The sequence below is a fragment of the Thalassospira sp. GB04J01 genome (genome assembly GCF_000751115.1).
In the GTDB taxonomy this organism is placed as follows: domain Bacteria; phylum Pseudomonadota; class Alphaproteobacteria; order Rhodospirillales; family Thalassospiraceae; genus Thalassospira; species Thalassospira lucentensis.
The window spans coordinates 281,344-305,222 of record NZ_CCDX020000009.1 but is presented as its reverse complement, the minus strand read 5'-3'; the positions used below and the strand labels follow the sequence as shown (position 1 = coordinate 305,222).

General features: G+C 53.9%; 24 protein-coding genes. 9 read left to right on the top strand and 15 right to left on the bottom strand.

Annotation, left to right across the window (positions count from 1 at the left end; translation table 11 throughout):
* Nucleotides 1–7 precede the first annotated feature (7 nt).
* On the bottom strand, nucleotides 8–559 hold the full coding sequence (locus AMM48_RS08665) for a tripartite tricarboxylate transporter TctB family protein (protein WP_102783694.1): 552 nt from the start codon (nucleotides 557–559) through the stop codon (nucleotides 8–10).
* A complete protein-coding gene (locus tag AMM48_RS08660; protein WP_102783693.1) occupies nucleotides 556–1,500 on the bottom strand; it encodes a tripartite tricarboxylate transporter substrate binding protein in 945 nt (314 codons plus the stop codon). Before AMM48_RS08660 ends, AMM48_RS08665 begins: the two co-directional genes overlap by 4 nt.
* Nucleotides 1,501–1,736: 236 nt before the next feature.
* Between AMM48_RS08660 and AMM48_RS08655 the strand changes: the two genes are divergently transcribed.
* Together AMM48_RS08655 and AMM48_RS08650 are read left to right on the top strand one after the other, a co-directional pair.
* Complete coding sequence (locus AMM48_RS08655) at nucleotides 1,737–2,570, top strand: sulfite exporter TauE/SafE family protein (RefSeq protein WP_028791615.1); 834 nt, start codon at nucleotides 1,737–1,739, stop codon at nucleotides 2,568–2,570.
* A 110-nt stretch (nucleotides 2,571–2,680) separates the two neighbouring features.
* A complete protein-coding gene (locus AMM48_RS08650; protein WP_102783692.1) occupies nucleotides 2,681–3,352 on the top strand; it encodes a FadR/GntR family transcriptional regulator in 672 nt (223 codons plus the stop codon).
* An 11-nt stretch (nucleotides 3,353–3,363) separates the two neighbouring features.
* On the opposite strand, the gene AMM48_RS08645 is transcribed toward AMM48_RS08650, so the two are convergent.
* The 5 genes from AMM48_RS08645 to AMM48_RS08625 all read right to left on the bottom strand — a co-directional run bounded on the left by AMM48_RS08645 (nucleotide 3,364) and on the right by AMM48_RS08625 (nucleotide 8,394).
* Complete coding sequence (locus AMM48_RS08645) at nucleotides 3,364–4,122, bottom strand: aspartate/glutamate racemase family protein (RefSeq protein ID WP_102783691.1); 759 nt, start codon at nucleotides 4,120–4,122, stop codon at nucleotides 3,364–3,366.
* Nucleotides 4,119–4,955 (bottom strand): ABC transporter permease, encoded by an 837-nt coding sequence (locus AMM48_RS08640; protein ID WP_022732809.1) that lies wholly within the window; start codon nucleotides 4,953–4,955, stop codon nucleotides 4,119–4,121. Before AMM48_RS08640 ends, AMM48_RS08645 begins: the two co-directional genes overlap by 4 nt.
* 2 nt (nucleotides 4,956–4,957) lie before the next feature.
* Nucleotides 4,958–5,815 carry an ABC transporter permease gene (locus AMM48_RS08635; RefSeq protein ID WP_101301586.1) on the bottom strand — a complete coding sequence of 286 codons (858 nt, stop codon included), beginning with the start codon at nucleotides 5,813–5,815 and terminating at the stop codon, nucleotides 4,958–4,960.
* Nucleotides 5,816–5,953: 138 nt separating this feature from the next.
* On the bottom strand, nucleotides 5,954–7,270 hold the full coding sequence (locus AMM48_RS08630; RefSeq protein ID WP_102783690.1) for a PotD/PotF family extracellular solute-binding protein: 1,317 nt from the start codon (nucleotides 7,268–7,270) through the stop codon (nucleotides 5,954–5,956).
* Nucleotides 7,271–7,308: 38 nt separating this feature from the next.
* Nucleotides 7,309–8,394 carry an ABC transporter ATP-binding protein gene (locus tag AMM48_RS08625; RefSeq protein ID WP_022732812.1) on the bottom strand — a complete coding sequence of 362 codons (1,086 nt, stop codon included), beginning with the start codon at nucleotides 8,392–8,394 and terminating at the stop codon, nucleotides 7,309–7,311.
* Nucleotides 8,395–8,711: 317 nt separating this feature from the next.
* On the opposite strand from AMM48_RS08625, the gene AMM48_RS08620 reads away from it, so the two are divergent.
* Together AMM48_RS08620 and AMM48_RS08615 are read left to right on the top strand one after the other, a co-directional pair.
* Entirely contained in the window at nucleotides 8,712–9,443 is a 732-nt protein-coding gene (locus tag AMM48_RS08620; RefSeq protein WP_101301583.1) for a GntR family transcriptional regulator, read from the top strand.
* A 594-nt stretch (nucleotides 9,444–10,037) separates the two neighbouring features.
* On the top strand, nucleotides 10,038–11,615 hold the full coding sequence (locus AMM48_RS08615; protein WP_102783689.1) for an aldehyde dehydrogenase (NADP(+)): 1,578 nt from the start codon (nucleotides 10,038–10,040) through the stop codon (nucleotides 11,613–11,615).
* A gap of 121 nt (nucleotides 11,616–11,736) precedes the next feature.
* On the opposite strand, the gene chrA is transcribed toward AMM48_RS08615, so the two are convergent.
* From chrA to AMM48_RS08600, 3 genes are all read right to left on the bottom strand, one after another.
* Nucleotides 11,737–13,104, bottom strand: a complete 1,368-nt coding sequence (chrA, locus tag AMM48_RS08610; RefSeq protein WP_102783688.1) for a chromate efflux transporter — start codon at nucleotides 13,102–13,104, stop codon at nucleotides 11,737–11,739.
* A 1-nt stretch (nucleotide 13,105) separates the two neighbouring features.
* Entirely contained in the window at nucleotides 13,106–13,924 is an 819-nt protein-coding gene (locus AMM48_RS08605; protein WP_102783687.1) for a sulfurtransferase/chromate resistance protein, read from the bottom strand.
* Nucleotides 13,925–14,163: 239 nt separating this feature from the next.
* A complete protein-coding gene (locus tag AMM48_RS08600) occupies nucleotides 14,164–14,613 on the bottom strand; it encodes a PaaI family thioesterase (RefSeq protein ID WP_102783686.1) in 450 nt (149 codons plus the stop codon).
* A gap of 301 nt (nucleotides 14,614–14,914) precedes the next feature.
* Between AMM48_RS08600 and AMM48_RS22160 the strand changes: the two genes are divergently transcribed.
* Complete coding sequence (locus AMM48_RS22160; protein WP_158246443.1) at nucleotides 14,915–15,091, top strand: hypothetical protein; 177 nt, start codon at nucleotides 14,915–14,917, stop codon at nucleotides 15,089–15,091.
* A gap of 92 nt (nucleotides 15,092–15,183) precedes the next feature.
* Nucleotides 15,184–16,116, top strand: a complete 933-nt coding sequence (locus AMM48_RS08595; RefSeq protein ID WP_101301575.1) for a LysR family transcriptional regulator — start codon at nucleotides 15,184–15,186, stop codon at nucleotides 16,114–16,116.
* Nucleotides 16,117–16,146: 30 nt separating this feature from the next.
* Here AMM48_RS08595 and AMM48_RS08590 read toward each other — a convergent pair whose 3' ends face one another.
* Nucleotides 16,147–16,947 (bottom strand): CbiX/SirB N-terminal domain-containing protein, encoded by an 801-nt coding sequence (locus AMM48_RS08590; protein ID WP_102783685.1) that lies wholly within the window; start codon nucleotides 16,945–16,947, stop codon nucleotides 16,147–16,149.
* Between the two features lie 112 nt (nucleotides 16,948–17,059).
* Nucleotides 17,060–17,971, bottom strand: a complete 912-nt coding sequence (locus tag AMM48_RS08585; RefSeq protein WP_102783684.1) for a LysR family transcriptional regulator — start codon at nucleotides 17,969–17,971, stop codon at nucleotides 17,060–17,062.
* A gap of 139 nt (nucleotides 17,972–18,110) precedes the next feature.
* On the opposite strand from AMM48_RS08585, the gene AMM48_RS08580 reads away from it, so the two are divergent.
* Entirely contained in the window at nucleotides 18,111–18,812 is a 702-nt protein-coding gene (locus tag AMM48_RS08580; protein ID WP_102783683.1) for a pirin family protein, read from the top strand.
* A gap of 37 nt (nucleotides 18,813–18,849) precedes the next feature.
* Complete coding sequence (locus tag AMM48_RS08575) at nucleotides 18,850–19,320, top strand: DoxX family protein (protein WP_102783682.1); 471 nt, start codon at nucleotides 18,850–18,852, stop codon at nucleotides 19,318–19,320.
* A gap of 96 nt (nucleotides 19,321–19,416) precedes the next feature.
* On the opposite strand, the gene AMM48_RS08570 is transcribed toward AMM48_RS08575, so the two are convergent.
* The 3 genes from AMM48_RS08570 to AMM48_RS08560 all read right to left on the bottom strand — a co-directional run bounded on the left by AMM48_RS08570 (nucleotide 19,417) and on the right by AMM48_RS08560 (nucleotide 22,660).
* Nucleotides 19,417–20,934, bottom strand: a complete 1,518-nt coding sequence (locus tag AMM48_RS08570) for an ATP-binding protein (protein WP_102783681.1) — start codon at nucleotides 20,932–20,934, stop codon at nucleotides 19,417–19,419.
* Nucleotides 20,921–21,385 (bottom strand): molybdopterin-dependent oxidoreductase, encoded by a 465-nt coding sequence (locus AMM48_RS08565; protein ID WP_244271169.1) that lies wholly within the window; start codon nucleotides 21,383–21,385, stop codon nucleotides 20,921–20,923. Before AMM48_RS08565 ends, AMM48_RS08570 begins: the two co-directional genes overlap by 14 nt.
* 99 nt (nucleotides 21,386–21,484) lie before the next feature.
* Entirely contained in the window at nucleotides 21,485–22,660 is a 1,176-nt protein-coding gene (locus tag AMM48_RS08560; protein WP_158246442.1) for an EAL domain-containing response regulator, read from the bottom strand.
* 167 nt (nucleotides 22,661–22,827) lie between these two features.
* Here AMM48_RS08560 and AMM48_RS08555 point away from each other — a divergent pair, with 167 nt between their 5' ends.
* Nucleotides 22,828–23,799, top strand: coding sequence for a response regulator (locus AMM48_RS08555; RefSeq protein ID WP_102783679.1), 972 nt, complete (start codon nucleotides 22,828–22,830; stop codon nucleotides 23,797–23,799).
* Nucleotides 23,800–23,879 lie beyond the last annotated feature (80 nt).

The window sequence follows — 23,879 nt, the reverse complement described above, 5'->3', positions numbered from 1 at the left end:
ACTTCTGTTAGCCCGCGAACAGCACGCCGCGCGGGAGAAACACGTTAAAGACTTCGGCAAACAGCAGATTCAAGCCAACCGAGAAAATCAGGGCGGCGATCAGGGACTGAATGACGGTCTTTTTCGAAATACCTGCGATCATAAGCTGCGTGATCAGCAGAAACATAAAGGTCGCAAGCGAAAACCCGGCATAGGGCAATACACCAAGATAGATCACCAGCAAGCCAAACAGCGCAAAGGCAAACCGGCGCACCTTGAGCCATTCAGCCAAAGCCGCACCAAGACCACTTAGATGACCGGTCTTGCGAAGATCAATGACTGTCCGAACTGCCGAAATCAGGCACAAGACCGCCAGAACGGCAAAAACCAGCTTGGGGAACGATCCCGCGCCAAGTGGTTCCCAGCGTGATGTCGGCAACGCACTCGCCCGGACGGACAGATAAACCGACCCCAAACCAAATACGATGTATGAAATCAGCCGTGCGAATTCTGCCCTTGCACGAGAAGCAGCGGATGCATCTGCACCCGCTGCTGCTGATTTCTCAGCCCCGTTCGTCATCCTGCGAGCTTGCCAACCAGACGGTTAACAGTTTCAGACAGTTTGCCGAGATAGGCTTTGTATGCGTCCTGACCAAGGAAGACCGGCTCGGAACCAACATTTTTGATTTTGGTCCGGACGTCTTCGTTCTGCATGACTTTTTCCAGATGTGCTTCCAGCGCATCTGCAACATCCTGCGGCGTGCCTTTGGGAAGAACAACACCACGGGTCACAGCAAGATCAAGATCCTGACCAAGTTCCTTGAAGGTACGAACATCAGGCTCTTCGGCGGTACGTTCTGGCATGCCAACAGCCGCAAAGATCAAATCGCCATTTTCAACAAACTGACCCGCTGATGAAACGTCACCGATGGCAACGTCGATGTTGCCACCAACCAGTGCACGGATGCGCTGACCGGTACCTTCATACCCGACATAGGAAAACTGAATGTCAAAAGCATCTTCGATCATGGCCATGTGCAAATGCGGCACACCGGCAAGGGTCACACCCGCACGAACGGCACCCGGATGATCCTTGGCATAGGCAACCATTTCTTCAAAGGTCGAGAAATTGTCGTTCTTTGAAAGCGTCAAATACTGCGGCGACGAGGTCACCAGCGCGATCGGCATGAAGCTGTCCCAGTTCAGGTCCGTAATGCCGGTCCCGTTTGAGATCAGAAGGCCTTCGTGGATCTGCGAAATCGTGTAGCCATCGGCCGGACGTTTGGCGAATTCTGCCAAACCAACATTGCCGCCAACGCCGGGCATGTTGATCACCGGAACTGCCTGACCGGTTTCTTCGGCAAGACCCTGTGCAACAAGACGCATCTGCGTATCACTGCCGCCACCCGGACCCCACGGCACGATGAATTCAATTGGTTTCGTCGGATAGTCTTGCGCCTGCGCCGGGCCGGCAATGGCAGCAGCCATCAAACCGGCGGCAACGGCAATCTTGCGGAACATGGTAAGTGCCTCCTGATGAGTTATTCGAATCAATCAAAACCAATTAAATTTTGGTTCCGTCATTTTGTCGGCATATTGTTGTCATCTGAATATTGTATTCGCAAGCCTAAAAACGCATTTATGCGTATTTTTCGCGATATTTCACGTATTGTTGCGCAAATTTATTGCCAATCTGTAATCACTGGCGTTAGTACCTATACAGATGTAATCGCAAAATTGGTTTGGATTGGTTTGAGATGATTGAAATTGAAGGCACCATGAGCCTCTATCTGGTTTGGGGCGCTGCCATGCTGTTTGCCGGCGTTGTCGGTGGGATCATGGCCGGGCTTCTCGGTGTGGGCGGTGGCATTGTTATTGTGCCGGTGCTCTATCACTTTTTGACCACCATGGGGGTCGACGAGTCGCTACGCATGCAGGTCGCGGTCGCCACCTCGTTAACGACAATCATCGCCACCGCCATCTCATCCACCCGAAGCCATTATAAGAAGGGGTCGGTTGATACGGCCCTTCTGAAACATTGGGGACCGGCCATTATCGTTGGTGTGATCATTGGGACCGCCATTGGCGGCCTTGCCGATGGTCGGGTTCTGACAATTGTGTTTGCCGTTGTTGCCCTTCTGGTGGCCGCCAACATGATCCTGGTCAAAGACCGCGAAACGGATGAGGCCAAAAATCCACCGAAATCAGTCTGGGCCGTGCTGGGTGTGATTGCCGGTAGCCTGTCGGCCATGATGGGGATTGGCGGCGGCACGATTTGTGTGCCGGTGTTGAATTTCCTTGGCTACGACATCCGCCGCGCGGTTGGCACGTCTGCGGCCATCGGTTTGATCATCGCCATCCCCGGCACGATTGGCTATGCCATGTCGGGCATTGGTGTTGACGGGCGCCCGCCCTTCTCAATCGGCTATGTCAATGTTCTGGCAGCCGCCCTTTTGATACCGATGACCGTGCTGTGTGCACCAATTGGCGCACGCATTGCCCACACCATTCCACGTCGGGCACTGCGCATGTGTTTTGGCCTGTTTCTGGCTGTGACATCATTGCGGATGTTCTATGATCTGATTAACTGATATCAGTTCAGACAAACGTCAAAGCCGAACCAGTCCTCTGGGAAATGACACCGCAAAAAATGGGTGCGGATTGGTTCGGAATAGGGATCGCCATAAAAAGAATAACGACAATGCATGATATCGCGACACAGGGACTGGCCGAGAAACTCAAAGCAGGCTTCACCGACGGCAGCTTCGTCAAAGACGGGCGCGTGATTGCAGAACGTCACCTTGCCGAAAAACTTGATGTTGGCCGCCGCGCCCTTCGCAAGGCATTTGATTTGCTTGAGGCCGAAGGCATCATCTGGCGCCGTCAGGGACAAGGAACCTTTGTTGGCACCCCGCCGACCCCGCGCCTGCGCAAACTCGAAGGCATCGCCACCAAAACCAGCCCATTTGAAATCATGGAAGTTCGTCAGGAAATCGAACCGTCCATGGCCCGCTTTGCCGCCCTTCGCGCATCACAGGGCGATATTGATGCCATGCGCACCATGGTCGAAAATGCGGCCCGCGCGACCACACAGGGCGAATATGAAAAATGGGATGCGGCCTTTCACCAGAAACTGGCGGAATCGGTTAAAAACACCCTGTTTCTGGCGGTGTTTGAGGCCGTCAATGCCGTGCGCCGCGATGCGGCATGGGCCCGCATGCGCGAAAGCAGCCATTCCGGCAGCCTGATCAATGACCTAAGTCGGCAACACCGCGAAATTGTCGATGCGATTGAACAGCGTGACCCCAAACGCGCCGAAGACGCCATGCGTCGCCATCTGGCACAGGTCGAACAGGCCCTAAAACAAAGCTGAGCGCTCGTTGCTCAGCCTTGTGGGGCGAAACCAGAAAACATTCCATGATACGTCTTAAGCGGCGGGCTGGCATAGGCCCCGGCCTTGCTGGTGTGAAGACCCAGCATCGCCATGGCTTCAACCATCTTGACTGCCGCGCTGACCCCGTCAATCACCGGCACGCCAAGCTCGTCCTTTAGACGGTCGGCAATATCGGTCATGCCCGCACAGCCCAGAACGATGGCTTCTGACCGGTCTTCTGTCAGGCTGGCTTTTGCCTGCTTCTTAAGCGCCTGATAGGCCGCGTCTGCCCCATCGCCTTCAAAATCAAGCGTTCGGACACCAGCCGCCCGGACAACACATTGCGAGGCTGCCCCATATTTCGCGACCAGATGTTCAAGCGGACGCACCGATACCGGCATCGGGGTGACAATGGCAAAACGCGACGCCACGGCGGCGACCATGCGAAGCGCCCCTTCACACAGGCCCAAAACTGGTGCGCTGGTCAAACAGCGTGCCGCATCAACCCCGGTATCGTCAAAACAGGCAACCACATACCCGCCAATCGGATTGGCCGCATGATCGGGTGCGGCTTCAAGGTCGCGAATGACTGACAGCAACCCGACACTGGCAAAGGCCTCGTCGTAATATCCTTCGATGCTGGCCGGGCCAAATTGCGGATTAAGCGCGATGATATCGGTATTCGCACCAACAATGCTGCGTGCCTGATCGCCAACCTTTCGGGTGAACCCTTCTGAAAGGTTGGGATTGATAACCGCGATCTTGCTCATGCTTTTTGCCCTTTGCGCATTCTAAGGATCGCCACCGATCCAAGGGCAAGTGCGATCACCAGGAACGAGAACCCGGTGGTCACCGTGCCCAGCGCATACAGAACTGGCGTCGTGACATTGGTGGTCATGCCATAAATCTCAAGCGGCAGGGTATTAAGCGCGCCTGCCGTCATCAAAGTGCGGGCAAACTCGTCATAGGACAGCGTAAAGGAAAACATCGCCACCCCGATCAAACTCGGCCCGACCATCGGCAAGACAACATATTGAATGGTTTGCCAGTTACTCGCCCCCAAATCACGCGCGGCTTCCTCGTATGACGGATCAAACCGGTTAAACACCGCAAACATGATCAAAAGCCCGAATGGGAACGTCCATGTCAGATGCGCGCCAAGGGCGGATGTGAACCATTGTGGTTGCCATTCGATGATGTTGAACAGCAAGCCAATCCCCAGCGAAATCAAGATCGAGGGCACAATCAAACTGGCAATCGCCAGATAGAACACAATACTGTCGCCCTTAAACCGGCGGCGGAATGCCAGACCGGCCATAAAGGACACAACAACCGTCACCACCATGACAATCAGGCCAAGCTTAAGCGACCGCAAAAACGACCCGCCAAAGTCGCCCACCGCCTGACGTTCAAACAGATTGCCAAACCAGTGGAACGAAAATCCGTTCATCGGGAAGGTCAAACCACCATTCACGCCCTGAAACGACAGGATAAAGATCGTCAGCATCGGCCCATAGAGAAACAGGACAAACAGGGTGAAAAACGCGGCAAGGAAGTAAAAACTCGTCGGACGCCGTTCACGGGTCTTGCGCGACATTGCCATGATTACAGCTCCTTCCTGATATCAACCAACCGCAACAATCCGGTCACGATCAACAGAACCGTAATCAACAGCACCACCGCACTGGCCGCCGCGGCCGGGTATTGCAACAGCCCGATTTCGTTGGAAATCTGCAAACCAACCGATGCACTTTGCCCACCACTCATCAAACGCACCGTGATGAAATCACCCATCACCACCGTGATGACAAAAATCGATCCGATGGCAATGCCCGGTTTGGACAGCGGTACGATCACTGATTTTAAGGTTTCAAACCCGCTGGCCCCGGCATCGCGGGCCGCCTCGATCAACGACCGGTCAATCCGCATCATTGAATTGAAAATCGGCACCACCATAAACAGGGTATAAAGATGCACATCTGCCAACACGACTGCGAAATCGGAAAACAGAAGGAACTCAAGCGGTTGATCGACAATGCCCATATTGATAAGCGCCGAGTTTAAAAGCCCGTTGCGCCCCAAAAACGGTATCCACGAAATCATGCGAATGATGTTTGAGGTCCAGAACGGGATGGTACACAGCATAAACAGCACGATCTGCCACGTCAGGCTGCGGACATGGAAGGCCAGGAAATAGGCCACCGTAAAGCCGATCAGAAGGGTAAACACCCACGTTAAGGCGGCATATTTCAAGGTATTGAGATAGATGCTCCAGGTCACCGAAGACCCAAGCAAGTAGCTATAATTTTCTAAAATAAAATCAGGCAGGATTCGGTATTCGTCATAATCCCAGAAACTGACAACCACGATGGTCAGCAACGGAATGACAAGAAAGACCGCAAAGATCGCCGCCATTGGCGTGATCAGAAAATAAGACGATCGTTTGGACGTATCAGAAGCCATGGTCTGTCCCTGAATGCCTGCCGGAATAAATGGTCAAATAAGGAATGATCAAGTCTGGCATTTGAAATCAATTAGTGTCTGAACCCAATTGGGTGTCGGGCGCGGCATAAACCGCGCCCGACAATGTCAGTCGCCAAATTATGCGGCGACGAATTCGTTCCACTTGCGGATCATGTGCTTGTTCTCGTCCATGACAGAGTTCCAGCATGCGACCGAGCCCATACGCTCTTCGTACGAACCGCCATCGCGCACGGCACCGGCTTTTTCCATAACCTTGCCATCCGGGCTGAGGATATCGCCTTCGGCGGCTTTGCCTTCCATCCAGAAGCCCCATTCGTCTTCGGACATGAACTTTTTCGCAGTTTCAGGCGCAGCACTGTAATAGCCCTGACGGTTCAGATACGCACCGACCCAGCCCGACAGGTACCAGTCGATATATTCATAGGCTGCTTCCAGTTCGAGACCCGAAAGGTGCTTGGCAAGACCAATACCGCCACCCCATGCGCGGTAACCTTCTTTAAGCGGCTGGTACTTACAGGCGATGCCTTTGGAACGCACGGCAGCAACTGCCGGTGACCACATCGACTGAATAACAACTTCGCCCGACGCCATCAGGTTGACCGACTCATCGAAGCTTTTCCAGAACGCACGGAACTGACCGGCATTTTTGGCTTCGATCATGATTGCGATGGTCTTGTCGATTTCTTCCTGCGTCATGTTGCCTTTATCGCCATAGGTCATTTCACCCATGGCTTCGCACACCATTGCCGCATCCATAATGCCAATCGACGGGATGTTCAGGATCGATGCTTTGCCTTTGAACGCCGGATCGAGCAGATCCGCCCAGCTGTCAATCGGACGGTCGATCAGGTCCGGGCGAATGCCAAGCGTATCGGCATTGTAAATGGTCGGGATCAGGGTCATCCACTGGGTCGGTGCGGATGCAAAATCAACGCTGTCGGGACCTTCGACAAAACCAACCTTATGCGGTGCGGTACCTTGGGCGATTTCGGAATCCGGGGTCAGTTTACCGGTAATGAACAGCTTGGAAATCGCGTCATAGTTTTTAAGCTTGGTGGTGTCCATCGGCTGCATGGTGCCGGCCGGGAAAACCTTTTTACAAATCCAATATTCGATATCGGCGATATCAAATGAATTTGGCTGGGTCACTGCACGCTGGGCTACCGCGTCCGAATCAAGGGCGGTCATCTGAAGCGTGAAGCCAAGGTCTTCTTTGACCTTATCGGCAACCGCATTGATGTTGGAAACACCCGTGCCGAACTGACGCAGGGTTACATTTTTGATGTTCTGCGCCCAGATGGTCGGAAAGCCGGTAATTGCGCCCGAACCAATGGCCGCACCGGTGGTAATTGCCGCACCCTTAACAAAGCTACGACGCGAAACGCCGGTATCGGTAAGAAGATTCTTCGCTGATTTTTTGATGTCGATCGTCATGTGAAGCACTCCTGATAGTTTGTTTGGTTTGTTTTCGTTTACGCCAGAACATGTGCGTGTTCAGGCTTCCAATAGGCGATGAACTTGTCCTGGCGCCTTACTGGCGCCTGCCGAAATTCACTTTCGGTCTTCATCAGAGTTATCTCCTTGCCGTCGCTTGTCGTCGCGACGATCCTGACCCACAGTCCGAGGTACTCGACCGTGGTAATTTCGACGGGGATTTGCCCGTTTTCGGTATCTTCTGGCGCGTTTTCGTCCAGACCGATCAGGTCTGTACGAATGGTGAATTCAAGTTCCTCACCAGCCTTTCCGTCGGCAAAACCGGGCAGGAAAAAGCTGTCAGGTCCACGCGCAAGCAAGGTGCCCGCCGGGCTGGATTGCGAAACCGTGCCTTTGAAAATGTTCTGACCGCCCATGAAGTTGGCGATGAACCGCGATTTGGGCTGATTGAAGATTTCCTGCGGGCTGCCTTTCTGGCGAATGATCCCGTCTTCCATCACCACCACCATGTCCGACAGGGCCAAGGCCTCGTCCTGGGCGTGGGTGACATGAACGAACGTAATGCCAAGTTCCTGCTGCAACCGGCGCAATTCATCACGCATCCGCGCACGCAAGAACGGATCAAGCGCCGAAAGTGGCTCATCAAGCAGAAGGACCGAGGGTTCTGTAATCAAGGACCGTGCGAGAGCAATACGCTGCTGCTGCCCACCCGAAAGCTGATCAGGTTTGCGGTCGGCAAACTGTTCCATCTGAACACGCGCCAACATTTCCTTGGCGCGTTCTTTGCGATCCGGTGCTGAAACACCCTGCATCTTCAGGCCAAAGGCAACATTCTCCGCACAGGTCATATGCGGAAACAGTGCATAATTCTGGAACATCATCGCCGTGCCGCGTTTGACCGGCGGCAGTTCCGTGACATTGCGATCACCGATCAAAAGATCGCCTTCGCTAATCACTTCATGACCGGCGATCATACGCAAAGTCGTCGATTTTCCGCAGCCCGATGGGCCAATCAGGCAGCAATATGCGCCCGCCGGAATTTGCAGATCAATGGATTTGACCGCCTGTGTGCTGCCATAGAACTTACTGACAGCAATCAATTCAATGGCTCCGTCGCCCTTCATTCGCTCACCCGTCGCTGCACGCAAAATTGTTAACAATCTTATTGTCGATTGCTGGCAAAATGCGTGCCACTTGTTCTTATTGGCTGTTTTGTGCGGGAGTCAGCTCAAACGCTTATACAAACCGCAAAGGCTCTGCTCGTTTTCTGCGCATGTTTTGCGCGTTTTTTACGCACCTTGGTTTGGTTGATGGTTATTAATGCAATTATATGGAGGGAAATGAAACTGACCCCTTCGATTTTTTATTGTCTAAATCGTCAACAATTTTGTAGAAATAAACGCACACTTAAAAACATGAACGAACGGAAAGAATCGTCACGATGGCCAAGGCCGAAGATTCGGGCGCCTACAAGGGCAGCGGGAAGCTCCGTCCGGAGGAAATGATCTACCAGGAAATGCTTGATGCGATTCTTGATCGCAGGCTGGAACCGGGCATGAAGCTGGTCGAAGAGGATCTGGCCAAAACGTTTGGTGTCAGCCGGGCGCGCATACGCGCCACTTTCCTTCAGCTTGCCCATGATAAACTGATCAATCTTGTGCCCAATCGCGGCGCCTTTATTGCTGAGCCGACCATCAACGAAGCCATCGAAGTCTTTTCCGCCCGCCGCATGATTGAGGACGGGGTTGCCCGCAAAGTGGCCACCAGCATGACGCCGGAACGTGCCGATCAAATCAGAAGCCATCTGGCGCGCGAACATGCGGCCCACCATGACGGTGACCACCGCGCCGCCATCATTTTATCGGGTGAGTTTCATCTTCTTCTGGCCCGTCTGACCGGCAATCTGGTGATTGAGGAATTTTTGGAACGGCTGATTTTACGAAGCTCGCTGATCATTGCGATGTATGAAAGCCCGCAGCCGGTTGATTGCTCCCACAGCGAACATGACCGTTTGCTTGATGCATTACTCGGTGGCGATCCCGATGTGGCGGCCGCCGAAATGTCCCGCCACCTTGATGCCATCCGCGACCGGTTGCAGCTTCAGCGCCCCAAACCCGGCAAAACCGACTTTGCCAGCATTTTTGGCCGCACACCAAGATCCGAAGCCAGCTAAGCTCAATCAAGCCAAGCCAAGCCAAGCCAATCCGGACAACTCCCTACGCCAACATCCTTAACTGTGACTGTGATGCGTCCGTCAACATGGGCAAAGCAATGATGATCCCCGTCATCTCCGGTCATCGCGGGGAACAACATCATGTCCTGTACCGTTAAACGTAGAACGCAGCTTTACCCTTAGACAGTTTTACGCGGCAGACAGCAAGCCGATCATGCCGACACCATGACCAAGTCACCCGCCACATGGTGCGTGCACCACATCGGGCGCAGACCTGATATCGGAAATCTGACAATTGGCTCGTTCCGGTCGCAACCTCAAGACCACCCCAAACCGTCAGTCGACCAACATTGTATAAAATATTCGACCGTTATCAATGAGCCTGTTACTGTCCGGAAAACCACCAAATACGGCCCCGCCGCAATATTATCATATTGTATGATGTTTACATCCGGAGGCCGAGAACCTAAGCTGCGCCGAGTTTATCAAGACTGCGCCCTTTGGACTGCCGCGATGCTTGGCATCTGCCGCGGTCTGAACTGGATTGCGCGGTACATACAAAGTCACAGGACTTACATCTCATAGGAGACCTACATGCTTAGTGGACAGCATTATATCGCCGGTGAATGGCTCAATGGGCCAGACGTATTTCAGGCCGATAGCCCGGCAACCGGCAACAAACTGCCAACCAAATTTCAGCACGGCACCGAGGATTTGGTTGATCAGGCTGTTACCGCCGCACAAGCCTGTGCCGAAGAATTCGCCGCCATGCTGCCGGCCAAACGCGCAGAATTCCTGCGCGCGATTGCCGATGAAATTGATGCACGCGGCGACGAAATCACCGAAATCGGTACCCTTGAATCAGCTCTGCCTGCTGCACGCCTGACCGGCGAGCGCGGCCGTACCGTTGGTCAGTTGCGGTTCTTTGCTGACTGGATCGAAGAAGGCTCATGGTTCGAAGCCCGCATTGAAACCGCGCAGCCAGACCGTCAGCCGCTGCCAAAACCTGATCTGCGTGTGATGAACAAGGCGCTGGGTCCGATTGGTGTGTTTGGCGCGTCCAACTTCCCGCTGGCCTTTTCGACTGCTGGCGGTGATACCGCATCGGCATTGGCTGCTGGTTGCCCGGTTGTGTTTAAGGGCCATGCTGCCCATCCCGGCACCTCAGAAGTCGTTGCCAAGGCAATTGAAGCCGCCGTTGCCAAAACCGGCATGCCCAAAGGCGTGTTTAGCCTGATCCATGGCGGCACACGCAAAGTTGGTCAGGCACTGGTTGCCCATCCGCTGATCAAGGCGGTTGGCTTTACCGGGTCGACCGGTGGTGGTCGTGCGCTGTTTGATATCGCAGTATCACGCCCGGAACCGATCCCGTTCTACGGCGAACTTGGCTCAAACAACCCGGTCTTCCTTCTGCCCAAAGCCATGGGCGAAAAGGCCACCGAAATTGCCAAGGGCTGGGTCGGATCACTGACCATGGGTGTGGGCCAGTTCTGTACCAATCCGGGTCTTCTGATCGCGGTTAAGGGTGCGGACCTTGACGCCTTTGTCGACAAGGCTGCGTCTGAACTTGGTCAGGTTGACGGTGCTGCCATGCTGACCGACCGCGTTTCAAGTGCCTATCACGATGTCACCGACGCCATGAGCAAACATGGCAAAGTCACCTGTGCGCTGAAACGCCGCGATTCCGATGGCAAATTCGAAGGCAGCCCGGCGATCTTCCGCACCACGGCGGCCGACTGGAAAGCCAACCCGGAACTGGCCGAGGAAATGTTTGGTCCGGCCGGTATCATTGTTGAATGTGACACTGTTGATGAAATGATTGCCCTGTCGGCAACCCTGATTGGTCAGTTGACCGCAACTGTTCACATGGTTGATGGCGATTCAGACGTTGCAGGCAAACTGCGCCCGGCATTGGAAAAATGTGCAGGCCGTATCCTGATCAACGGTTGGCCAACCGGTGTCGAAGTTTGCCACTCCATGGTGCATGGTGGACCATACCCGGCAAGTACAGACTCGCGTTCGACCTCGGTCGGCTCACTTGCGATCAAACGGTTTATCCGTCCAGTATCCTATCAGGCCTTCCCTGATGCGCTGCTTCCGGCCGCCATTCAGGATGCCAACCCGCTGAACATTCCGCGTCTGGTCAATGGCAAGTGGCAAATGCCAAGCTAAGACCATCAATGGTCACACAAACGAAAGGCGCGGCCATAGGGTCGCGCCTTTTTGTATGAGGAATATTTCGTCCTGAAATATGTCCTCCCTTAAAGCACTTTGCATTTAGCTCACAGTCGGATCATAGAATGCCGGTCAGGTTAAACACCCCGCCAAGCCCTGCGCAAAGTGCCAATACCGCAATGGTTCCGACCCGAAACCGGAACACCGCCAACAGTGCCAACACGGTCAGTACCGCCGCCGCACTGTTCACCGATTCCAGAACCGGAACCATCAGGTCCAGACCATACCCCGTTACCGGTGTCAGTTCTGCAAAGACCACATGCAGCCCGAACCACACCGCAAGGTTCAGGACCACACCAACAACAGCGGCGGTGATTGCGCTCAGGGCCGCTGTCAGTTGATGATTGTCCCGCAGCCGCTCGATAAAGGGAGCTCCAAGGAAAATCCACAGGAAGCACGGCGTAAACGTAACCCAGGTCGTAAGCAACCCGCCCAAGGTCCCCGCGACCAGCGGCGACAATGTGCCCGCTTCGCGCAAAGCCCCCATGAACCCCACGAACTGCGTGACCATGATCAACGGGCCCGGTGTGGTTTCGGCCATGCCAAGACCGTCGAGCATCTCGCCCGGTGCCAGCCAGCCGAAATTCTGCACCGCCTCCTGTGCGACATAGGCTAAAACCGCATAAGCGCCGCCAAAGGTCACCACCGCCATGACACTGAAGAATCCCGCGATCTGGCTGAACACATTCGCAGGACCGAGCACAAGAAAAAGCACCGCGACCGGCACGAGCCACAGACCAAGCAGGATGGCAGAGATGCGGAACGCCCAACTGCGGTTGACACGGGTATGGTCGGGGGATTCGTCACCCAGCAGCGTATCGGCATCGGCGACCTGTACCGAGCCGATCTTCCCATGTCCGCCCCCGTCGCGAAACGCCGGAATATTCGCACGTGCCCCGGAAAATCCGATCAGCCCCGCAACGAGGATGATCAACGGAAACGGCACCTCGAAGGCGAAGATTGCGATGAATGCCGTTGTGGCAATCATCAGCATCGCGCGATTTTTCAACGCGCGCCTGCCGATCCGAATCACCGCCTGTACGACGATCGCCAGAACAGCCGCCTTCAGCCCGAAGAACAGCGCCGCGACAATCCCGACATTACCCCAGATGGCATAAATCCAGCTCACTGCCATGATTGCAATAACACCGGGCAAGACAAACAGAACGCCAGCAACGATCCCGCCAAACGTGCGGTGCATCAGCCATCCGATATAGACGGCAAGTTGCTGCGCCTCCGGGCCAGGCAGCAACATGCAATAGTTCAGTGCGTGCAGAAACCGCTTTTCGCCCAGCCATTTCCGCTCTTCCACGAGGATCTTGTGCATCATTGCGATCTGTCCGGCGGGACCACCGAAACTCAAAAGACCAATCCGGGCCCAGACTTTGATCGCCTCTCTCAGCGTCGGGTAATCAGGCTTGCCCATGTCATACCTGCGGCTTGTTGGTGGGCCAGTTATGCGCCTCCTCGCTGGCGTCACGCGCCCAACGATAAAACGCGTCATACAGCAGCATACCGGCGTCAAGCTGCTCCAGATCGTCGGAATACATGCGCGACAAACCAAGCGAGGCGGCCAGTAGCCCTGCCGCTTCGGGTGCAAGATCGAGGCGCGCCGTATCCGCACCACGAATTATGGTGGCAAGCCGATCAAGGGCCGGGATTGACAGGCCGAATTCCGACACCATGATATCGAAGGTGCATAATGCGTCCCGATGGCTCCAGAACACGTCCTCAATGTCAAAAGGCGCGGCGTCATATCGCTCGGCCACGCCCATCACCTCGGCAGGCGCAACAAACAGGATGACGGCGCGTGGGTCAAGAAAGCGGCGGATCAACCAGGGACAGGCGATGCGATCAATCTTGGGACGCGAACGGGTTACCCAGACCGTGCGCCCTTGGGAATCACGAGGCGGCAGCTTTTCAGGACAGATCACTGGCAGTTCCGAAGCTATCCAGCCCTCGAAGCCCCCCTCCAGATACTCTGACGGACAATCTTCGGCCCGCAGCCAGGCTGCGGCCCCCTGACTACGCTTGTGCCCGGCCTGACAGATCACGATGGAAGCGGTGCCGGTCAGGCGAGATGCAAGCTCCGGCAACGCCTGATCATCCGTTCTGATCGCCCCTGGTATCAGTCGGGGATCGGTCTTGAAATCTTCCTCGGAACGGACGTCGAGAAGAAGCGGGGCACGCGGGGTCCCGATGATTTTGGAAAGTTTATCACTGGAAATAGCGTTGGGCGCAGGCATATGCGTTCCTCCTTTGCAGGTTTGTATTGGAACGCGATCTTTAGCTGGCGCCTCGTGGGGAGTTCGCGAATCCCCATAACACGAAATAACGATAACGCGATGAGATAGTCAAGGGTAAAGCAAGGGACGCTCCAATTCCGAAAACCATCGGGGTTGCCTGTTTCAGGGCGGATGCCGAACAGGGAAAAGACGCGACCCTATGGCCGCGCCTTTTTGTATGAGGAATGCAAATACCTTTGTCAGGCGTCGCGCGGGATACCGTTGGGATCATCGCTGCCGCGTTGATATTTAAAAGTCCCGGTGGCAGTTCCGATCACCTCACCGTCGGCGTTATAGGCCGTTGCTTCGGTAAAGACGATCTTGCGCCCGCCGCCCTGTTTCCGACCCACCACACGCACAATCCCATCCGTCCCCGCCCCAATAAAATTGGTGGTCAGGGTCAGTGTGACCGATTTACGGACATTTCCCAGCACCGGGCAGTAACACACCGCATACCCCGATACGGTATCCAACAAAGTCGCCAAAACCCCGCCATGCAGAATGCCCCCGCGGTTGCGGTGATAATCCTTGATGTCGAGCTCAATCACAGCATGGTCTTCAGCCCATTCCACCAAGCGGTATCCCAGATGGTTTTGCAGGCCACTGCCACTGGACTGTTCATAGGCAAGATTGTCGTCAATTGCAGTCATGGTTGCGACCTTTGTGGTGAAAACTTTATCCAGCTATAGCAGATGTTTACCCGGCCCGTGAAGCATGCCAATGCGCGCCCGCCATCCCTGCAAACCCCACTTCCAAACGCCATAAAACCATTGAACCCGACAATTAATGCTGCATAGCAATATTGTTAAATACAATTATTTCAATACCTTAGCTTTATCGTTCTCCAAACAAGAACGGGATAGCGGTGAAAGGAGAATAGTCGTTGCATCCGGTGTTTGATATTTCTGAAATCACAGCAAACGAACAGTATGCGGTATCAAGGAAAACATCATGACGACGATTACTTTTAAAGACAGCACCACCATCGAACGTGAAGTCCGTACCGGCTGGTTCACCAGCTTTGTCCGCGCACTTCAGGTTGCCGTGATCATGAAGGCATCGCAGGCCAAAAATCACGCTGAACTGACGGCGGATTGGAACAATGCGTGGCGCAAGGTCGAGGGTTAATTCACCCTCGCGAGCGCCCCGTGCATCGATCTGCAAATCACCGCACGTTCAAAGCGCTTGACGCTTTTGGTTGAACCACCGAAAACGGTTCTATGCAAAAGTTTGATATTGTTACCATCCGGTTGTTTGTCGCCATTGTGCGTGCCGGAAGCATTAATGAAGCAGCACGGCGCGAGCATATCGCGACGTCGGCAGTCAGTCGCCGCATCGGCGAGCTTGAGGCCATGCTGGGTGTCAAACTATTGCGCCGCCTGCCGCGCGGGGTCGAACCGACCGAAGAAGGCGAGATTTTTGCCCGCTACGGCGAAAAGCTTCTGGGCGACCTGAACCATCTTTCCAATGAATTGCGCGATTTCAATGTTGGCGAAAAAGGCAAAATCTATCTTGCCGCCGTCACATCGGCCATTTTGACCGGCCTGCCAAATTTTCTGGCTGATTTCGAACGCGACTTTCCCGATATCACTGTTGATGTTCGCGAACTGACATCGCGCGAAAGTGCCGAGGCCGTCCGCGAAGGCCGGGCTGATCTGGCCATTCTGGCCGATAACAGCCCGCGCGGGGATTTAAAGCATGATGTGTTTTGTGATGATCCGATCTGGGTCGTCACCCCCAAAGGTCACCCCCTGATCAGCGACGATACCAATCCAAAACCGGTCAAATTTTCCGACGCCGCCAAATACGACATCATCTCGTTACACGAAGGCGGGGTGATTGATGATCTGATCAGCGAAGCAGCATCGAAATTGAAACTCGACATGCACCCGCACATCAAGGTCGTGCGGTTTGGATCCCTGCGTCAGATGATTGCCGCTGGACTGGGCATCGGGTTCTTACGCAAAAGTTCGGTTGCCGGTTATGTCGGGCATATGAATATTTCTGGTGCGCCGATTGCTGATGACTGGGCCAAACGTCAGTTGTTGATCGCCCATGAAGGCGATGAAAACCTGACAAGTTCAGCCCGGACGTTCCGCGATTATCTGTTGAAAAAGTCGGCAGAAACCAAATTCAAACCCGTCCTGGGATAAAATCCCCCGGCGCATCACCAACAACAGCCGTCAGGCCGAACGCGCCATTCTTTCTGACCACAAATCATGACCGGTCGGACCAAGCGGCACGGCATATTTGCCAAACCGGGCAACATGACGGTTGGCTTCCGCAATGACGAGGGTTGGCAGTTCGCTCCACTGTCCGATTGGCGCAAGAATTTCAATTTCCTCACCCGGACGTGCAGAAATCAACTGTGGTAAATCATCGCGCGCATGCATGCCCCCGCCCGCAAGCATCGGGACAATCAACGCATTTTTGCGCGATCCCAAATCGCGCCAATCTGCCAGCGATGGGTGACCTTCGATATTGCCCACCGCAATTTCCGCCGACGGGCAGAACCGCGACAGGTCATCGGCAAACCGCAAGGTTTCCGGCAAGGCTTCGGTCAGGGTTTTCAAACCATGCGGGACAAGAAACACCGATGTATCCGATGCCTGCCAACCGCGCCGCGCGATGCCATCCTGCACATGGTCGGCGACCATTTGGGTAAAGCCCGGCAAATTGATTGCCGGTGGCAGGATCACCGCATCATCCAGACCGGCATCCTTAAGGTTCTTGGGCAGTTCTTCAAACACCAGATAGCCTTCGCTGAAAAACAGCGGGAAAAGGATCAATCTGTCGGCATCACCAAACTGTTTTAAGTGGTCAAGCTGATCTGAAACAGACGGTTGACTGCGCATATAGCCAAAACTGACACGACCATCCCAACGATCGCGCACCTTTGCCGCCAGTTGCCCGGCGGGATCACCGCCATTGCCACTGTTGCCATGTGCAACCATCATCAATGTTGGCATTTCAAATTGTGTCATGCTGACCAACCGTGATTTGGGTTCAGACCCTAGTGTTTCAATGATAACCTAATAGTCAATACGCAGTGTGCAACCGGTTGGATTGCCCCGAGCGTATTTTTGGTCAATTTGATTACTGCACCAAATCCCAGCGTGGCTGACCGCCGAACCGTTCATGCATAAAATCAACCAGCAACCGGATACGCGATGACAGTTGCCGACTGGGCGGATACAGCAAATATAAAAACAGTTCCGGCGGCGTGTAATCGCACAAGATTGTCACCAGCCGCCCGGTTTGCAATTCCGGCCCGGCAATAAAGGTTGGAATTTCGGCAATCCCCAACCCGGCCAATGCGGCATCACGCAGGACTTCGGCATTGTTACAACAAAATACCCCGTTGACCTGAACCGCGACTGGCCCATCCGGACCAGTCATTTTCCAGCTCGATCCCGATGGCAAATTGCCGTAATGCAGGCAGGGCAAAGTCGAAAGGTCGCGAACATCAACCGGCTCACCGTGGGTTTGAATGAAGTCAGGCGACGCACATAGAACCCGCTTGATCGCGATAATCTCATGATCAATCAGGGCCAGTGTGTCCGACGGCCGACTGATGCGCACCGTCATGTCAAACCCGTCCGCCACCGGATCAATAAAATGATCATCTAATGCCAGTTCCACTCGGATGTCGGGATACAGACGGGCAAAATCGACCAACGCCGGGCCAAGATGCAAAGTGCCAAACGACATTGGCGCATTGATGCGAATGTCACCTGCCGGTGTTTCACGGCTTTCGCGAATAGACTCTTCAGCATCCACCAGATCGGCAAGGATTCCCTTGGCCCGCTGATAATAGGCCTGCCCGCTTGGCGTCACCGACACCTGGCGGGTGGTTCTGTTTAAAAGCTGCACACCCAAATCATCTTCAAGGGCGACCACCGCGCGATTTACCTGCGATCTTGATTGACCAATCTTGCGCGCGGCTGCGGCAAACCCCCCGTCTTCGACCACACGAATGAATGTCTGCAAACTGACCAGCTTATCCATTTTTCCTGATACCTATCCCGCCAATCGCCTCATTTATTGTCGCGTATAATGCAACACTATGGGCATTATTACATGAATTGTCTCATTTTATGAAAGGGGTATTGTGCTTCCAACACCACATCAACCCATGGAGGCAGACATGCTGACCAAAATAGACTCCAAAACACGTGGCCGCGCACAGTTTGGCTGGTTGGATTCCAACCACACCTTTTCGTTTGGCCATTATTACGATCCCAACCGCATGGGATGGGGCCCGCTTCGGGTGATCAACGAAGACCGCGTCATTGCCGGGGCTGGTTTTGACACTCACGGCCACAAGGATATGGAAATCATTTCCTATGTGCTTGATGGCGCACTTGAACACAAAGACAGCATTGGCACCGGTTCTGTTATCCGTCCGGGTCGTCTGCAGCGCATGACCGCAGGAACGGGCATTCGTCACTCGGAATATAACCACTCAAAAACCGATCCAGTCCACTTCCTGCAAATCTGGGTTATCCCCGAGGCGGATGGTCTTGAGCCAGGGTACGAGGAAAAGGAAATTGCGCGCGGTGATACCGGTTCTGGTTTATCTTTGATCGGGTCCCGCACGGGACGGGATGGCTCAATCACCATTCATCAAGATGTCGATCTGTATGTCGCGCATCTTAATGACGGGGAAAGTGCCAACCACAAGATTGCAAAAGGACGTCTTGCCTGGGTGCAGGTCGCACGCGGCAGTCTGACCGTAAATGGCGAAAGCCTTAACGCTGGTGACGGTGTGGCGATCAAGGATGAAGACGAACTTGTCTTCACCGACGCCAAAGACGCCGAAGCCCTTGTTTTTGACATGGTCCCCTGATCCGCAACACCGGACAGGCGATATATTGGAGAACGTTATGAGTGAGTTTTCACATAACAAACCGCGTGCGATCATTCCGGCACTTGAACCTCTATGGAATGTCCTTGAGCCCCTGTCGCCTGTCATCATTCGTGTGACAACCGGCCTTTTGATGGTGCCGCACGGCGCACAGAAACTGTTTGGTGCCTTTGGCGGCTATGGCCTGGAGGGAACAGCCGGTTGGCTTGAAAGCATCGGGTTTGTGCCGGGCTTTGCCTTTGCCCTGATGATCGGACTTCTGGAATTTGTCGGTGGCTTGATGCTGACAGTGGGGCTGTTGACCCGCCCGGTTGCCGCAGCTGTTGTCGTCTTTATGGCGATTGCCGTCAGCACCCATTTACCCGCTGGCTATTTCTGGAACGAGGGTGGTTTTGAAATGCCGCTGATGTGGGGTTTGCTGGCCCTGTCGGTTCTGATCCGGGGCGGTGGCAAATTCTCGGTCGATCAGAAAATTGGCTACGCTTTCTGATCCCTGTGCTGCCAGAATATATTATGCAAAACGGGCTGCCTTTTCGGGCAGCCCGTTTTGTTTTGGGACATTTCCGTCACCAGACGCACAGTCGGGCTACCCCAAAAGCGCGCTCAGATCATCTGGCCCTTCGTGATCGGTCTGGCGGCTGACCGCGTCATCCTGATCGGGTTTTGGCAATCGGATCACGAATTCTGCCCCACCGTGATAATCGTCTGACAGGGTCAAATCACCGTTGAAATCATCCTGAATAAGCTTGCGACAAATCGGAAGCCCCTGACCGGTGCCAACGCCGCGTTCCTTGGTGGTAAAGAAATAATCGAAAATCCGGTCGCGTACCGTATCGGGAACCCCCCCGCCATTGTCGCGCACATGGATATAGACATTTCTGTCATCGGATTTGACCACAAGATCAATTCGCCCACGCGGCTGACCAACTTCCTTAATCGCCTGCGATGCATTGACAATAAGGTTGATCAAGGCCTGAGACAGATGATTGCGACGTCCATTGATTTCGGTGACATCGGTTTGCATGCCGACGTCAAGGTCGGCGATGTGTTTGACCTCATTGCGCGTCAATGTGATGGCCGTATCGATTTCTTCAATGATTGAAATCCGTTCGACAACATCGGTCGCGGGATGGGCAAATTTGCGAATGCCCCGGACAATTTCAGCAATACGGTCAAGACCCTGAATGCTTTCATCAATCGCCATCGGGACTTCTGCGGTCAGAAAATCAATCTTGCCCTTATCAAGATCAAGCCGCGCGTCGTCTGCCGGATTGTCGCGTTTGATCGCGCCTATCAAATCAGCAAAGCTGTCAGACAGGAATTCAAGATTGTTCTGGATATATTGCGCCGGTGTATTGATTTCATGGGCAACGCCCCCCGCCAGCGTCCCAAGCGCATGCATTTTGGCGTAATCGGCGGCTTCTTCGATGACTTCCTGTTCCTGACGGGCTTTCTGTGCGGCGATATCGGCCGCAAAGGCGCGCTGGCGCTGGCGGATCATAAATAGCCCCAAAAGCCCCATAGCAAACACGCCAAAGAAGAACAGATAAGACAATGTCTCGATATCGTTCTTCACCCCGGAAATATTATTGGTGTTATAGACCGAGACAAAATTGGTGGTCCGCACCACCGCCTGCTGAAGCGGATCACCCAAAGGTTCGAGCAACCGGGCCAGTTCGGTAATCCGTTCATGCGGTTCGCTCATCACGACGATTTCATCATCGATCACCACGATCTGCTTTTCGAGCGTAGCAATCAGGTCGGTGACTTCGGGCACGGAAAACAGCACGGTAAAGCCATCCCCGTCGCGCAACAGAAAGACACGGCTGACCAAAAGCTCATAGCCGAGCATGATGTTTTCGACGGCTTCGTCGGTCACCTCGGGTGCGGCCAATGCGGCCTGAATATCGCGTTGCAGGACAAGATACTGTCGCTGGACCTGAAACACCGCCCAGACGAAGTTTTCACGATAGGTAAACCGTTCATCTTCGAGTTTATGGACGATTGATGTCGACAGAACCGCGTACAGGATCAGAAACAAGACCAGGACGGCAAATACCGTCCGTCCCGAAATCTTGGCAAAAAATGATTTAGTTTTGGCCATCAATCGCTTTCACCTGCCAGACGGAATACGCCCAATATGCATCGGTCTGGAACCGAACATCCTTGTCATAGGGGAAGACAACCCAGAACGGACCTTTTTCACGGACCGACATTTCCGCATCATTCATATGATAGGCAAGGATCGCCCCATCGGTCCGCAAAACATTGGCTGGCACCATGACACTGTAATCATTAAGTGCTGAAACCCGAACTGTTTCGGCATCAATGCCTGCGGTATCAAGCAACAGTTTAAAATCGACACCGCGGAATTTTTGAATCCCGTTGGTCCATGGCGTCGACGTATAAAATTCAGTTACCGGCATTTCCATCATCTTTTCCATGGAAATCGTTACCGATGTACCGTCTGTCTTGGTCAGTGTCACACTGCTGCCAGCCATTGCAGGCGTTGCATACAGGCCGATCACCGCAACAAACATTACAAGCAGTTTCACGCAGCATTTCATCTTCATAACCCTACTCCCATACATGTTTTAAGTCTGAGCCGGACGTCCCTTCGCAATGGCCCGGATATCGTTTTGATGATTTAACCATCAACCAGAAGCACTCAACGGCACCGCAACCGCGGCTTCCCATTCTTCAAGTGAGACCGGCCCGCCAAGATAGAAACCCTGTAGTTCCGTAATCCCGTAGATCTGTAACTTTTCGACAAGTTGACGATTTTCAATGCCCTTGCCCGAAATCGACAGGCCCAGCTTGGAACAAACCCGCGCGATCCACTCAACAAAGGCATCATCAAGAAAATCGGTCATGATGCCGCCAATCAGATCCCGATCAAGTTTGATACCGGCAAAAACTTCATGACGCAGCAATTCTAGCGAATTGTTCCCCGAACCAAAATCATCAATCAACAAGGCAATGCCGCGTTCACGCAGGCGACATGCACCTGCAAGCAAATCATGGTCATCTGGCTGAATTTGACGTTCAGGTACTTCAAAAGTCACACCAACCCCGCGCATGCGCATTTTTTCATAAAACCGGATGAGCAGCTCAAGAAACTTGGGATTTCTAAGCGAATAGGCCGAAATATTGACCGCAACGCTGGCCGCATCTTCCATCAGCGCGCGATACCGCGGCGCTTGATCAATCATCAGTGCCATCAACTGGCTGGTCAGACGATCAATCACCGGATGGTCCCAGCAGGCTTCGAAAATCTCGTCGATGCCAAATTCTTTCTCAAGCGATGGCATACGGCACAGGAGCTCGCCACCACAGAGCGCAAGGTCGCTTGCCCGGAAACGTGGCTGTAAAACCGTGCGGAAATCAGCACGATCAATCGCCGCACTGACCATCTCTGGCGAAATTCCCGTCGCGGTCGCGGGCTTTGACGCCGGGCATTTGATTTGAATGACCCGGTCAATTGCATCCTTAAGAACGGCAACCGAAACCGGCTTGGCCAGAACACGGGTGACCATGGCCTGATTGATGGCCTCGCGCAGCGAGATATTTGAAACGTTCCCCGACAGCAAAATACGCGGGACAGTCGGTGCGGTGCGGGCCGCCTTTTTTAGAAACCCAATCCCGTCAAGGGTTGGCATCACCAGATCGGCAATAATCAGATCGATCTGGGCGCGGTTGTGCACAAGCCATTCAAAGGCGGCCTCTGGATCGGTATGGGTGACGAAATTAAAACTGCCCGACAGGGTTCGACGCACCGCGGCCAGCAGCCTTTCATCATCATCAACCATCAAAATGACAGAACGTGTCAAACCAACCACTTCCATAAAATGGAAACTCCAGACGTCTCAGAAAATTCAGTGTGTTTGTCGAATACGGCATTTGATATCGGCAGATATCAGTGCCAATGCTTTGATGCTGCCAAGAATAGTGTCAGAGTAGCTTGTCCAATATCCCCATTTGTGGAGGGCACTTTCTGATGGTTGCCAAAACGCCGGTCCGAATTGCCTTTGTCGATGATGACGAAAACCTTTTGTCATCGCATCGGCGCAACTTTGGCCGTCTGATGCCCGAATGGGATGGCGTGTTTTTTGGCGATCCCTTTTCCGCACAGGATGCCATCACGACACAGCCCGATATCGTTGCCGCAGTCATTGATATTCATATGCCTGGCATGACCGGGCTGGAACTGGCAACACACCTGCGTAAAACACGGGATGATCTGATCATTGTCATGCTGACCGGCTATGCCGATTTGCAATCGGCATTGATGGCGGTCAATGAACTTGGCGTGTATCGGTTTTATCCCAAACCCACCAACCTTCAGACGATCCTTGACGGGATTGCAGATGAACTCAAACGCCGTGATGAGCACAGCGAAGATTCCCTGCCCACGGCATTTCTTGACCTGTTTCAACTCGGCGTGGTGGCCATTGATGAAACACGGACGATATCGCACATGAATGCGCAGGCCGCCGAGGTGATGCGTACATCATCGCTGGTGCGGATCGGCACGAAAAACAATCTGGTTTTCACCCCGATGCCCGACGGGCTCGACAGTTTTTTACATCCCACCGCCAACCTTGCGCCGCGCCGTCAACAAAGTTTCTCGCTGGAACATGATGCTGAAAAACTGTCATTGTTTGTGCGCCGAATGCCCAAAACATCCGATGGAACCACAACCTTTATGGTCATTCTGGTCGACCCGTTGCAGCAATGCCCACCAGCCATTGATGACCTGATGGATCTGTTTGGCCTGACCCGGTCCGAGGCAAAACTCACCCAAAAGCTGACCGAGGGGCTTTCGATTGATCAGGCCGCCGAAACGGTTGGTATTTCAAGCAGTTCGGCGCGCACCTATCTTAAAACCATCTTTTCGAAGATCGGGGTCAACCGGCAGCCACAACTCATGAAAGCGGTTCTATCCACCATCCCGTCTTTGCGATCCTAAACAAGGATGAACCACGGAGAGGTTTGGTAATACGACCAAAGACCTGCAACATATCACCTTGAATTACATCATTTCCGCGC